Consider the following 14,527-nt stretch of genomic DNA (forward strand, 5'->3'; position numbering starts at 1 on the left):
GATTGAAAATTTACCCTGCGTTATTTAGCTGAAAATCATTGATACAGTACACTAGTGTACTGTAATCTCTAGAACAATTTACCACGCATCTTTGTGTCGTCCTGTGCAAACTCTACTGCACTGTCAGCCGATATTTTATGTTTGAGATAAAGTTCAAACAATGAGTCGTCCATCATTATCATGCCGTTTTTCTTGCTTGTCTGCATAATAGATGGAAGCTGATGCGTCTTGTCCTCTCTGATAAGGTTCTTTATGGCAGGCGTTCCAAACATTACCTCAAATGCTGCGATTCTGCCCTTTATGTCTGCTCTCGGTAAAAGCTGCTGTGATATGACTGCTTCAAGTACCGAGGCAAGCTGTATTCTGACCTGCTCCTGCTGGTGCGGTGGGAATACATCTATGATTCTCTCTATCGTAGGTGCGGCACCTATCGTATGAAGTGTCGAAAATACGAGGTGGCCTGTCTCTGCTGCCGTAACCGCTGTCGAGATAGTATCAAGGTCACGCATCTCTCCGACAAGTATTATATCCGGGTCTTCACGAAGTGCCGAACGGAGTGCATCACCGTAAGACTCCGTATCAAGTCCTATCTCACGCTGGTTTACTATCGCTTTTTTATGATTGTGAAGGTACTCGATAGGGTCTTCAAGTGTTATTATATGAACATTTTTTTCATTGTTTATAATATCTATAAGTGAGGCAAGTGTCGTTGACTTACCACTTCCTGTAGGTCCTGTGACAAGCACAAGTCCTCTCTTTTTCTTTGTGAGCTCTATGACATGATGTGGTATTCCAAGACTTTCTGCACTCGGAATACTTGTCCCGATAAGTCTCAGTACTGCCGCATATGAGCCACGCTGCTTAAACGCATTTACACGAAATCTTCCGACTTCATTTATGGCATAGGCAAAGTCAAGCTCTCCCTTTTCTGCCATTATCTTTTTCTGTGACTCCTTCATCATAGACTCGACAAGCTCTTTTGCCTTGTCCGGCAAAATCCTCTCAAAATCAGGCATCTCACAAAGTTCGCCTCGAATCCTGCACTTAGGTTTGATACCAACTGTAATATGTAAGTCTGATGCACCGAGTTCTTTTGCCTTCATCAAAAGAGCATACATTGTTGTCTCCATACCTTCTCCTCCTAATTGTTTTCATATGTGACACGACGAACTTCATCTACTGTGGTAATTCCCTTTAACACATAGTCTATGACACTCATTCTCAATGTTTTCATACCATTTTTAAGTGCTATCTGCTCGAGGACATCAGCATTTTCGCCTTTATTTATCGCTCTTTTTATCTCGCGGTTTACCGGCATTATCTCATAGACACCGATTCTACCGAAATAACCTGTTCCTCCACATCGAACACATTCACAGTGGCGTGCCCTCTTTATCATGAATTTTTCAGATTTATCCTTAATTCCAAGTTCTCTCTTATCATCCTCATCAGCTTCAACTGTCACACCACACTCAGGACAGACTCTTCTTACAAGTCGCTGTGCGATAACTCCTATAACAGAATCACCTATCATGTAACTTTGTACTCCCATATCTGCAAGTCTCGTAATAGTACTTGCCGCACTGTTCGTATGAAGTGTACTTACAACAAGATGGCCTGTGATAGATGCTTTTACTGCTATCTCTGCTGTTTCTGCATCTCGTATCTCTCCTATCATAATGATATCAGGGTCCTGTCTGAGGATGGAACGGAGTGCTGAACCAAATGTAAGTCCTGCCTTTTCATTCACCTGAACCTGATTTATACCATTAATATTAGCCTCAACAGGATCTTCTACTGTAATTATATTCACGCCTTCAACATTTAATTCGCTGAGCGCCGTGTAAAGTGTTGTCGATTTTCCACTTCCCGTAGGTCCTGTTACTAATATTAACCCATTGTTATGGCTTAGTATATCGTTAAATTTTTCCAATTCATCATCTGGAAATCCTAAATCTCTCTTGTCTCTTGTAAGTCCCGTTTTCTGTGCAAGTCGCATAACCGCCTTCTCGCCGTATACTGTCGGAAGCAATGATACTCGTATATCGTACTCCTGCCTGTCAACAATAGATGTGGCTCTTCCATCCTGCGGTCTTCTTTTTTCAGAGATATCGAGTCCGCTGACTATCTTTATTCGTGCTATCATAGCAGCATGAAGCGCTATATCATGTCTCATCTCCTCATGCAGTACTCCGTCTACACGAAAGCGGATGCGAACCTGATTCTCCATAGGTTCTATATGAATATCGCTGGCTCTCTTATGTACAGCCTGCTCTATGATCTGTCTGACAAGCTTAACAATAGGTGCTTCTGCCTGTTCATCTCTGTCCTCATCTTGTATAGTGCCTGTGTTCTGCTGCTGTCTCTCCCTTGTGTACTGCTCCGCAACACGAAGTACCTCAGCATTTCCGTAATATCTGTCTATAGCTGTAGCTATATCACTCTGAACCGTCACACATCTCTCAATCTGAAATCCCGTCATGATAGATATGTCATCCATAGCTCTGATATCAAGCGGATCACTCATCGCTACTTTTAATATGTTTGGATTTTTCTCACTAAATGCAAATGGAATCAGACTATATTTACGCAATACCGACTCATCGATCATCTTTATGATTTCATCCTGAATACGGATATTTGACAAATCTACACTCTCTATACCAAGCTGCTGCTGCAGTGCCTCCATAATCTGCTGCTCTGTCGTAAAGCCAAGTTCTATAAGCACGCTTCCAAGCTTTTCGCCTTTTTTCTCGGTCTTTTGCATCTCTAATGCAGTACCGAGCTGTTCTTCTGTGATAACCCCTACTTCAACAAGAAGATCTCCCAGTCTTTTCTTTCTCCTGTAAGTTGTTGTCCTCACTACAAAAATCACCTCATGATATTTTTACCCTTAACTCACCCTTTTTCCCTTTATGATTTTTGTTTTTTAACTCAATTTCACCCTTAACTCAATTTTTTTCAACTCATATTTGTTTATAGAATACACCTTATCTCAATAAAAAGCAATATTTTCTGAACACAATTTTTAATAAATTATTTTACATTTATGTCCAAATTATGAATATTTTTCTCAAAATCTTCTTTTTAATGCATTTTTTTCACCAAAAAGGCGGATGTAAACACTTGTCTGCCTGCGTTCACATCCGCCTTCAACATGAAGAACTGTACAAAATTTTTAATTGTTAGCTGTTATCTGTGAAAAAATATATTCTACTATTATCATTTATTATCCGTTACGATTTTTTGAATTCATTTACCTATCATATGCATTATAAGTGTTGTGATTCCATAGATTACTGTAGCTCCGACAATATAATAATAAACTACACCGGGTATCAATGCACTTAATGCTGCTGATACGCCTGTACGCCACATAGACATTACCATTATCAGGTATATAAGATGTTTTATCACTCTCTTCTTTCTTAAACAGTTTGTCAAATTTTTCCTGTTCGGTAATGTTGAGCTTATAGCCAAATCTTGCTTTTGAGATAATCTGCGCCCCATTATCTTCAAGTTCATCATTCAGCAATTTAATTCTGGTTCGTGCAGTTTTCTCACTGACATCTAACTTTTCAGCAATATTTGAAGCTGTAATATACTCATCTGTTTTCAAAATATCAAGTAATTTCTGTAGCTCTCTTTGAATCATAACTGCTCTGCTACTCAAAATATGAACAAACATACCCATATCGAGAAGTTGTAAGTTCTCACGAACATTACTTACTGCTTCATCATGTATGCTTTTGTAATGAATAAATTCATGTACTACTCACAAGTTCCAATGTTGGAACAACAATGTACACTCCACAGTCGTAAATTCCCGAATAAGCCTTCGGTACATACCTACAAATGCCTGATTATGCTATTTTGTAAGTTAAAGCATCTCTTAGATTAAGCGCAGCATTAAAATCTCTATCAGAATTATAGCCACATTCGCAGATATATTTTCTATCAGAAAGTTTTAAGTCTTTCTTAATACATCCACACTTATGACACAATTTACTTGATGGATACCATCTGTCTACAACCCTTAATTCTATTCCTAATCCTTTGCATTTAGCTTCAAGTTTTTTTCTGAATTCATAAAACTTCTGTGAGGCAACCGCCTTAGAAAGATGCTTATTCTTCATCATTCCGCTTACATTTAAATCTTCAATAGTTATATAAGATGGCTTGATTTTCACTATCTCAGCTATTATCTTGTTAATGTAATCTGTACGAATATTATCTATTCTATGATGAAGGTTTTGTACCTTTAAGACTTGTCTTTGTATATTTTGTCTAGTAGCATCTCCTTTCTTAATCTTATTGCGTTTCTTTAAGTCTTCGTATTTTCTCGATAGACAACGCTGTTCTCTTTTTAATTGTTTCTCTAATTTCTTTAATCTTGCTGTCTTGTTAATGTTCTTCTTTATGATACCATTACTGACGACTGCAAAATTCTTAATACCTAAATCAATTCCTAATCCAAAATTATTTAATTGTGGTTTTTCTGTTTCTGATATATCAATCAAAACAGATACATAATATCTACCTGCCTTCTGTGAAACAATTCCACTTTTAATGACATATCCTTGCTTTGTAGTTGGAATATAACCTTTTTCTTTTAATCTAACCCATCCAAGAGTAGGAATGTTAATCCTATGTCTTTCACAAAAACAATCTTTTGGATTATTCTTTACAAAATACATTTTCACATCTGACTTTCCTTTTTTCTTAAATTTAGGAAAAGCACTTTGATGTTTAAAAAATCTTTTAAACGCCTTATCAGCGTTCATAATACTCTGTTTAACAGATTTAGAACTAACTTCTTTAATCCATAAAAACTCTGGATTTTCTTTTAAATAAGTATTATTTAACCATTTCTGAAAATCCATACCTGAAATAAATTTCTTTTCAGTTTCATAAACCTTTTTATTATGAGCAATGTAGAAATTATAAACAAATCTACATGTTCCAATTGTTTTATTTATTTTGATTTTCTGTTCCAGTGTTGGGTTTATTTCCGTTTTGAAGCTCTTTAGCAATTTCTTCATCCTCCTTTATCTGATTTTTATATTTTCTTAATCCATATAGTCTGCAACTAAATACATGTAAGATTGATATAATATCTTGAACCAATTCTTCATTTGGCGAAAGAGTTTCATTATTTACAATGATTATTTGTGTATTAAACTTTTCACAAAACTTTTCAAACCAATCATATCCAAATCGAACAAATCTATCTTTACTTGAAATTACAATCATTTTTATTTTATTCTCCATAACTTCTTCAAGTAGTTTATTCCATTTTTTACGATTATAATTTAATCCGCTTCCAAAATCTTCAATACACTGATTTACTATAATTCCTTTTGAATTACAAAATTGTCTTAAAAATTCAACTTGATTTTTTAAATCATCTTTTTGATTTTTAGTTGAAACCCTTGCATAAATAACAATGTCTCTTATATCATTCTCTGTTTGTATTCCTTTAAATTGCAAATATTGATTATAAGTATAATATCTTCTATTAGTAGGAGTACGATTTGCTTTTAATACACCATCTCTATCCCATCTTTGCAATGTTTTTACAGATACGCCTAACAATTCAGCAAAATCTTTTGGTTTATAATTTGTAATATTTTTTGTGTTCATAAAATCCTCCTTTTGGTTTATGAGCACATTATATCACATTTAAACACTCTTATCTCTGTTTTTAGCTACTTAGGAATCCTCCTTTTTTAAATCCTATAAACTGCTCATTGTTTAAAGCCAATAAACTTCACACTTCGCAGCCATCGTTTGTGCTTCACACTCCCTGCCCTGTCTGTTATTTGTCTTAACCCTTCTGCCAGCATATTTTTTGCTGCATTGATATACCTGTCATGTTTCGTTACACAATCAGGACATTTGCAGCAGTCAAGCGGATATTTACAATCCACTCTGCTACTTGATATGATATAGTGCAATATTTTACCATATCTGTCATTTTTGGAAAAGTAATGGTTACAGGTTATTTTATATAAATATATTAGCATTTTGTATAAAAAAACTCGAACAAATAAACTTCCACATTGAATGTGGTAATTTTTTTGTCCGAGTCTTTTCTATTATTTATTATGATTTCTATGTAAAAATTATGCAAGTTTTACAAATGCGGCTGTCTGTGCTGATGTCTTTACAGTTTTTCCATCGCTTTCCACACTTCCGCCAAAGCTGTAGATAGTTTCTCCAAGTTTTCCATCATACTCAAATGTAACTTCCTCAGCAGAAGGGTTTATTACTACAAGGATTTTTTCTTCCTCGCTGCTTCTTACATATGCAAGCGGATATGTGTCTTTCTTTGCTGCTACAAATTCTATCTCACCTTTGCTTAAAAGGGCTGTGTGCTCTTTTCTTATTTTTATGAGTTTCTTTATCTCATTGTAAAGTGAATTTTCATCTGCCGCCTGATTCTTTACTGTAGGACGGTTCTCATCACTGTCCTGTGCTACATAGAGCATTTCTTTCTTTGCATTGCTGAATCCTGCGTTTACGCTGTCATCCCACTGCATAGGTGTTCTTGAACCAGTTCTTCCATATCCACCCTCTACTGATGTAAGTCCCTCTACATATTTCATTCCAATCTCATCACCATAGTAGATAAACGGTGCTCCAGGCATTGATAAAAGGAAAGCAAATGCTACTTTAAGTTCATCACCCTTGATTTCCTGTGAAAGTCGTCCCATATCATGATTTCCCGAAGGAATACACATAAGTCCCTTCTTTTCTGATTTCTCATAGTTTTCAAGGTATTTTTCTACAAAAGCTGATACATCACCTTTTCCTCTTGATGAGAAAAATGGTTCTTCACAGCGGAATAAATCATTGTAATGAGATGGTCCGAAGTGAAGAAGGAAGTCCATGTGGAAACCACCCTGAAGCGATTTGTCAGGCTCTCCCCATTCTGAAACCATAGCGGCGTTTGGAAATTCTTTATCGAGAAATTCTCTTACATTTTGCCAGAGTTTTATCGTTCCCTTTCCTTCATCATCATTTTTTACAAGTGAGCCTGCCATATCTACTCTGAAACCGTCTGCTCCCATCTGAAGCCAGAAACGCATAACATCTTTCATCGCTTCAAGTGTAGCTTTTGGTCCCTCATCATCCATTGCCTGCTGCCACGGACGCTCAGGCTTATAATATCCATAATTAAGTGCCGGCTGATGTGAGAAAAAGTTGACCGCACATGAACCATCCCTGTCTGAGATACCCCTGATACAACCCATGCCCTCAGGTGATTCCCATATATTGTCAGTCCACACATATCTGTCTGTAAACTCATTCCTCTCAGATTTCATCGACTGCTTGAACCACTCATGCTGTACAGAAGTATGTCCCGGAACAAGGTCAAGAAGTATATGCATGTCTCTCTTGTGTGCTTCTTTAAAAAGATTTGCAAGGTCCTCATTTGTACCGTATCTTGGTGCGACCATATAATAGTCCTCAACATCGTAACCTGCATCACCGAAAGGCGATTTGAAACATGGATTTATCCATATGGCATTACAGCCTAAATCCTTTATGTAATCGAGTTTCTCAGTGATACCGTTTATGTCACCTATACCGTCAGCGTTTGTGTCGTTGAATGACTGCGGATAGATTTCATAGAAAACTGCGTTGTCAAGCCACTTTGGTTCGTTTGTATTACTCATTTTTAGTCCTCCTGTTTGTCTGAATTTTCGTTGTGCCAGCTAAATCGTAAGTGCTGAATTAACTTTTAGTTCATATAATAACATTTATAACGATTATAACATATAACAGCAATCTTTTGACTTACTGCTAATTTAACAATATAATAATACTTACTATAACTTATATTCTAGTAAAAAAGTTTTGAAAACTTATACTATACTACCGTTTAATTTGAATTGAGGGATAAGTACCATGACTAAAAAAAATACATTACAGGAAAACAGACATCACAGCAATGCTCTTGTTCCGTTCAGCTACTATAAAAGTGCGATTCCGGATTTTTTTCCTTTTGTCCCTATGCACAGCCATTCAGAATGGGAACTTAATTTTATCACTGAGGGCGAAGGGGTTTTTATTACTGATAAAACAAAAATAACAGCATGCACAGGAGATATCGTCCTCTTTTTCCCACACATGCTGCACGCTATTGAATCTGATACTAAGATGATTTATGATACTGTTGTTTTTAATACGGATATGCTCGGAAGTACAAATGACCGCTGTTTTTCGCAGATAATCTCTCCGATGTGCAGCCTCTCAGCCGAGCTTCTGCATATTACAGATAAAAATAATTATTATAAAGAAATGCATCATGCAGCCTCAAATATCGTATCCTGTGCTGTACAAAATTCCCCACAGGCAGACCTTCTTATGAAAGGTGAACTGCTGCGTTTTTTATGGTATGCATTTACAGGAAACTCGGTAATCTTTAATAAAAAACAGCCACAGAGCAATGAAATTCGTGAAATTCTCTACTATATAAATGAACATTACAATGAATCCCTCACCATAGAATTTCTAGCTGCAAAAGCACATCTTAGCAAAAGCTGGTTTATGCGTAAATTTCACGATACTGTAGGTGTAGGCGCTATCGAATATATAAACAAACTCCGCATCCAGAAAGTATGTGAAATGCTTCTTGACGGCAGCAAGATAGCCGATGCCGCTTTTGAGTGCGGATTTCAAAACCTCTCAAACTTTAACAGGCTTTTTAAAGCTATGGTCGGATGCACACCTAGGGAATATCCGGACGGGCGAAGTGTGTGAGAGAAAGATGGTGAACTCAAAAATTTTCCTCTACAAATTTATGGTCATTATCAGTATATATTTCTTCAAAATACTCAAAAAATTTTTTCATAACAAAATCCATTTGCAGCATATCTGAAGATATAAATTGATTTCTGTCTGCTGCGGCATCTATATACAATTTTTCATCAATTGCCATCTCCGATAAAAAGGTATCATAAAGCTGTGTCTCAAAAATTCTGTTTGACACCGCCACAATACCATTTTTGTCTTTCAAAAATCCAAATGTAACTCCCAGATTTATTATCGGATTTTCCCTCTTAAATGGGAAATCAATTCCATCAAACAATATTTTTTGAAGCATATCTTTTAATTTATGATAATCTAACAGCTTCTTTGTCATATCATCAAACAAAGTATTAGGCTCTTTTAACAAAATCTTTACCGCCTGCAAAACTCCCTCTTTAGTCCATGCATCTCTCTCATTTCGTTTCCCACCGCTCACCGCAACTCTTTCATCAATCAACTGGCATATTCGTGACACCAGATATGGATATCCAGAGGTATAATCAAATATCATTGATGATATCTCAACAATGTTCATTCCTGTATTATGTTCATTTTCATATTCCAGCAACATAGACTTTATATCATCAATGCTAAAACTCATATCAATCATGAAATCTACCGCAATATTCCATGGACTGTTATATTTAGTTTCGTCCTGAGGATGCAGTTTTATTTTCAGAGTTTTTACATCATATACCCCTGCCAATATCACAGATTGAAATGTAACATCCTTTCCATGCTGACATTTCAGATACTTTTCTCTAAGTAGCCCGAGAAATGAAAGAAAAATCTGATTATCCGAGCTTTTGTCAACTTCATCTATCATCAGAACTACTTTTTTGTCGCAGTTTTTACACAAATTTGTAATTTTTATTCCCAATGACCGCATAGGAAATTTTTCCGATAACGGCTCATTCCATTCACTGATAATATTTTCTGCAACATTCTGTTCTTTCAAACACTCCGCGATATCCATGACTAATCCCTCAGCAAGTGTGCCAAGTGACGCAAAATATTCATCTACAGCCTCAAAACTCAAGCTGATAACGAGATACTGTTTTTTCAAGCTCTGTTCAAGCATATATAATGTAGTTGTCTTTCCATACTGCCTTGCCCGATTTATCGTAAAATACTGACCACGCTCAATATAATCATGAATTATCATGTCTATTCTGTCACTTATATCCACCATATAATTTTTATCAGGTATGCATGTTCCCGTAATACAAAATCGTTTCGGCATATGTACGACCTCCTATATATTCTTCTCTTTATTGTACCACAAATTCGTGTAAGTTTTTTACACATGATGAACATCAATGTATTCATTGTAACACAATTCACAAAAAGTGTGTAAGTTACTCTAAATAACACTTACACACTTTTGTGACTGTTTCAATGATATTGAACAACATTTCATTTTAAGTCTAAATGCTTACACTCAAGAGAATATTCGTGGTGCGCTCTACTACTTACTCAAAACAATATTTCAAAGTCTACCCCTCATTCAAAACACCATGCTCTTTCAAAATCTTCTCAATATCTGTTCCCTTAATTTTCTTTAAAACAACATTTTTTACCATATTTAAAGGTTTTGGAAGTTCCATATCAAGCGGCGACTTTCCATCCATAAGTCTTACTGAACTTTCAACCAGTTCCCTTACATCATAAGTGCTGCCCCAGACTTCCGGCACTGCCCTGTCTACTCCACACAGTCCATAAACCGCCTCCATAGCTGTTCTCACCGAATATTCCGTTGTAAATATGGTATCTCTCGGTGTCTCGGCAAACTGCCCTAAAAATGCAGCGTTCACACTTCCATCAGGAATAACATCCGGTCTGTCTCCTTTTCTTCTCGGCATAAAGAATGCCGTTATATAAGGAAGCATTGTCGGTATGCAGTTTGTGTGCTCTTTTGCAAGCTCATCAATCTCATTTGTCGGAACACCAAGATGGTAAAGCCACTCAGCAGCAATCTCCCAGCCACAGCAGTCCTTCATAGGTTTCCTTATATAATCACCGATGGCATCGGTAAACAGACCGTAAACCCATACACAGACTTCATCCTTCTTCTGTTTTTTAAACTGTCCCTGTCTGTTTATAGTCCAGCTAAGCAGCCACGAAGAATCCATGCAGCTTACGATTCCGCCTGTTACAACCTTTCCTGAGCGTGGATCTCTCTTACATATTTTCTCAATATATGAAATTATCTTATCGTCCGATGTTGTAACCGTTGCTGATTCCCATTTTGACTTTTCAATATCTGAACAGAATTTTTCAGGATTTCCAAAAGCCCTGTCCTGTCTTGCAATATTTTTCCAAAGACTCCAGCATCCGCTTTTTCTGATTTCGGCACTTCCTGTCGGTGCGTGCTCATGGTCACCGTATATCGTACTTTCCGTACAGCTTCCGTTTGTAATAAAAACAAGGTCGTTATCCGCAAGTTTGATTTCTTCTTTTTTACCGGACACAACACACTCAATTGTTTTCGCCGTCTTTTTCTTTCCCTCGATATCAAATATCACATTTGTAACCTCGGTATTAAATTTAAATGAAACACCTGCATTTTCGAGGTATTTAAGCATAGGCATTATAAGTGATTCATACTGATTGTATCTTGTAAATTTTAATGCTGAAAAATCAGGAAGTCCTGCTATATGATGGATAAATCTCTTGAAATAGAGCTTCATCTCCAATGCACTGTGCCAGTTCTGAAAAGCAAACATCGTCCTCCAATAAAGCCAGAAATTCGAGTCAAACACCTCATCATCGAAGAAATCTTCTATCTTTTTATCATACAGTTGTTCATCGGAGGTAAAGAATAATTTCATTATCTCCATACATCCCTTGCGGCTAAGCCCAAATCTGCCGCCAAGTTCAGCATCTTTTCCCCTGTCTTTTGTAACTCTGCAAAGTGAATAATTGGGATCTTCTTTATTTAAATAATAAAATTCATCCAAAACAGACTCATCCTTATTTTCTAAAGACGGAATACTCCTGAACAAATCCCACAGACATTCAAAATGATCCTCCATCTCACGACCGCCACGCATTATATATCCTCTTGAAGCATCATTTATACCGTCACACGCTCCGCCCGCAATATCAAGAGCCTCAAGGATATGGATATTCTCTCCCGGCATCTTCGCATCTCTCACAAGGAAACATGCGGCTGCAAGTGCACCAAGACCACTTCCCACGATGTACGCTGATTTTCCCTCAATCCCGACAGGCTTTTTAGGTCTTGCAAACGCCTCATAATTACCGCTTGCATAATAAATACCTTTACTATTCTTATCATATTTTCCACGCTCGGTATTCTGATAATCAGTTTTTGCATCACGACTTATACTATCAGTACTATTATTTTTGCATCCGTCACTTTTTCTCCCTGCACAACCACACCCAGACGAATTACTGTCAGATTCATTGTCTTTTGCAAATTTAGCCTTATACAAAGCTGCTGCACCCGCTCCGACAGCGATAACAGAAGCTGTTTTAATAATTTTCTTGTTCATGTTTTTCTCCAATCTGCTACACTATATTTACAATCAAGCCACCTGCACGATTTCCCGTCGCATAGCTGACAACAAAGTTATACATAAATAAGTATTCCTGATAATATAAAATTCTATTCTTTTGAATCCGATTCCCTGAAATTTTATTTCAAAAAAAATGCAATTCTCTTAATTAAACAATGTTAAAAGCACAAAAATCGCAATTATCACAAGTTTTTATGTAAAAAACACATTATATTTAATAGCTTTATCTTGTTTTTCCTGTTATAATTAGGAACATTGTGTATTTTACTTACATAATTGAAACTGATAATGAACAACAAAAGAAAAAGAAACTACCCACAATTCACAGAAAGGATCTAATTAATGAAAAAACGCCTATCACATTTTATCTGCTGCCTGCTCACTTCCTGTATCGTATTATCTGAGACATGTACACAAGCTGCGACATACCAGCCGACAGTACAATCTGTGTCAGCTCAGGCTGAAAACACAACTACGGTAGATACTTTTGAAAAATTTTCTGCTGCTTTAAAAGATGAAAACTGTAATCACATAATTGTTGCCAAAGATTTTTCACTAACATTGTCTGCTGAAGAACCAAGTAAGCAAACTATCCCACTTGATATACCTGCAAACAAAACAATTGAGGGACAAACTCCTGATATAACAATTACCAGTCGTGGTCCAATACAGATAACAGGAGATAATGTAACATTTAAAAATTTAAATCTCCATTTTACATCTACTAATGCACTTAATGCCGTTCCTCAGCGTGAGATTTTTCTTGCCGGTCACAGCCTTACCTTAGAAAATGTAGATACTTACTTAAAAGGTGGTAATAATTCTCTTACCGGTACTGAAAACGAACTTCTGCCTACAGTATATGGAGGAGGTTTCCACACAAATACAAATATTGGTACAAATGCTTCTCTCACTGTAAATAGAGCTGACAACACTCCTATTTTTCAAGATATCATTATGGGAAACGATGAACAATCAGGCAAATATACCGAATACAAAGGTAAAGCTGAACTTTCTTTAGATGCATATACTCAGGTGCGTGGAGAAGTATCAACTAAACTTAACTCTGAAGCAACTATTTCTATTACAGGAACAGCATCGGATGAAATCAAAAACATCCCATCTATTACCGGTAATACAAATACAACTTTTAACATCAGTGGTTGTAACATTACAAAAAATACATCTGTTAATGGAATGGGAACTATAAATATCAGCAATAATGGAACATTTACTCCAACTGCTTCAACTGTTTTAAATAATATATCAGTTGAGGGGGACTCTTGTCTTGACCTTACAGATATGTCTGATGCCACTATAAACGGAGATTTTTCAGGAGGAACGACTGATAAAAAGGCAGATATAATCGTTGGTCGTGACGGACGAATTATTTTAAATAAAACGGCAAGTGGCTCATCGCAGCTTTATATTACAAATCGCCAACCTTCATGTACGGATATGCCTTCCATAGACTGGCCATACATTACTGTTAATAATGACAATTCACAAGCTGATTTTAACTTTGCACAAAAATATATAGACAACGGTTACAGCCTTATAAACAATGATAATACTTGGATTTGTCATTATGAAGAACCAGAAAAAGAAGATATTTCTAATGTTGAAATAACTGATTTTACAAATAATATTTATATAAAGGACATACCTGATTGTGATAATGAAATAAATGACAACTCTCCTTCTATGAATATTACATGGAAATATAGCAACGGAACCCCTTGGGAAGCATACACCTCTGCTCTTTATGGATTTTATGCATATAATACCATTATTAGTACTGATTACTGGAACAGTAACGATAGTTCCACTAATTCACAAACTGATTGGTCTAACCCTGTTACATTAACTTATTTAGATGACGATATGGATTCTGGTAAATATTACCTAATCCACAATGAATCAGAAGAACAAATCAAATCAGGCAAATATACATTACTTTTCTTTTCTGAATCAATTGAAGGCAAAACTCTTGATACTGTAGGTGATGTAAAAGCTTTAAAAAACTTGGTTATAGGAAGTGTAGATATTAATTTCACAGCTACCAAAACTGAGCCACCTACTGAGACAACCACTGAGCCTACCACTGAACCGACGGCCACTCCAACGGCTGAACCGACTGCCACTCCAACGGCTGAACCGACGGCTAC

The 14,527-nt window shown here is 36.4% G+C and carries 10 protein-coding genes; 2 read left to right on the top strand and 8 right to left on the bottom strand.

Annotated elements, in window-relative coordinates; genetic code table 11:
- Nucleotides 1–68: 68 nt before the first annotated feature.
- The 6 genes from KQI69_RS02690 to KQI69_RS02715 all read right to left on the bottom strand — a co-directional run bounded on the left by KQI69_RS02690 (nt 69) and on the right by KQI69_RS02715 (nt 7,682).
- Complete coding sequence (locus tag KQI69_RS02690) at nt 69–1,130, bottom strand: type IV pilus twitching motility protein PilT (protein ID WP_216563745.1); 1,062 nt, start codon at nt 1,128–1,130, stop codon at nt 69–71.
- An 11-nt stretch (nt 1,131–1,141) separates the two neighbouring features.
- Nucleotides 1,142–2,863 carry a GspE/PulE family protein gene (locus tag KQI69_RS02695; RefSeq protein WP_371818707.1) on the bottom strand — a complete coding sequence of 574 codons (1,722 nt, stop codon included), beginning with the start codon at nt 2,861–2,863 and terminating at the stop codon, nt 1,142–1,144.
- 393 nt (nt 2,864–3,256) lie between these two features.
- Nucleotides 3,257–3,655, bottom strand: a complete 399-nt coding sequence (locus KQI69_RS02700) for an HTH domain-containing protein (protein ID WP_216563746.1) — start codon at nt 3,653–3,655, stop codon at nt 3,257–3,259.
- Between the two features lie 208 nt (nt 3,656–3,863).
- Nucleotides 3,864–5,042, bottom strand: a complete 1,179-nt coding sequence (locus KQI69_RS02705) for an RNA-guided endonuclease TnpB family protein (protein ID WP_216563747.1) — start codon at nt 5,040–5,042, stop codon at nt 3,864–3,866.
- Nucleotides 4,972–5,628 (bottom strand): IS607 family transposase, encoded by a 657-nt coding sequence (locus KQI69_RS02710; RefSeq protein ID WP_216563753.1) that lies wholly within the window; start codon nt 5,626–5,628, stop codon nt 4,972–4,974. The genes KQI69_RS02705 and KQI69_RS02710 overlap by 71 nt, the downstream gene beginning before the upstream one ends.
- 497 nt (nt 5,629–6,125) lie before the next feature.
- Nucleotides 6,126–7,682: an alpha-amylase family glycosyl hydrolase gene (locus tag KQI69_RS02715; RefSeq protein WP_216563748.1), complete on the bottom strand. Its 1,557-nt coding sequence runs from the start codon at nt 7,680–7,682 to the stop codon at nt 6,126–6,128.
- Nucleotides 7,683–7,914: 232 nt separating this feature from the next.
- Here KQI69_RS02715 and KQI69_RS02720 point away from each other — a divergent pair, with 232 nt between their 5' ends.
- Nucleotides 7,915–8,769, top strand: coding sequence for an AraC family transcriptional regulator (locus tag KQI69_RS02720; RefSeq protein WP_216563749.1), 855 nt, complete (start codon nt 7,915–7,917; stop codon nt 8,767–8,769).
- Between the two features lie 16 nt (nt 8,770–8,785).
- Here the strand turns inward: KQI69_RS02720 and KQI69_RS02725 are convergent, their stop codons facing one another.
- Together KQI69_RS02725 and KQI69_RS02730 are read right to left on the bottom strand one after the other, a co-directional pair.
- Nucleotides 8,786–10,060, bottom strand: coding sequence for an AAA-like domain-containing protein (locus KQI69_RS02725; RefSeq protein ID WP_216563750.1), 1,275 nt, complete (start codon nt 10,058–10,060; stop codon nt 8,786–8,788).
- A gap of 253 nt (nt 10,061–10,313) precedes the next feature.
- Nucleotides 10,314–12,098, bottom strand: a complete 1,785-nt coding sequence (locus tag KQI69_RS02730; RefSeq protein ID WP_371818709.1) for an oleate hydratase — start codon at nt 12,096–12,098, stop codon at nt 10,314–10,316.
- Between the two features lie 708 nt (nt 12,099–12,806).
- On the opposite strand from KQI69_RS02730, the gene KQI69_RS02735 reads away from it, so the two are divergent.
- The coding region (locus KQI69_RS02735; protein WP_371818708.1) for a pectate lyase-like adhesive domain-containing protein at nt 12,807–14,527 on the top strand (1,721 nt) is incomplete at its 3' end.

This window comes from Eubacterium sp. MSJ-13 (assembly GCF_018918235.1).
In the GTDB taxonomy this organism is placed as follows: domain Bacteria; phylum Bacillota; class Clostridia; order Lachnospirales; family Lachnospiraceae; genus Butyribacter.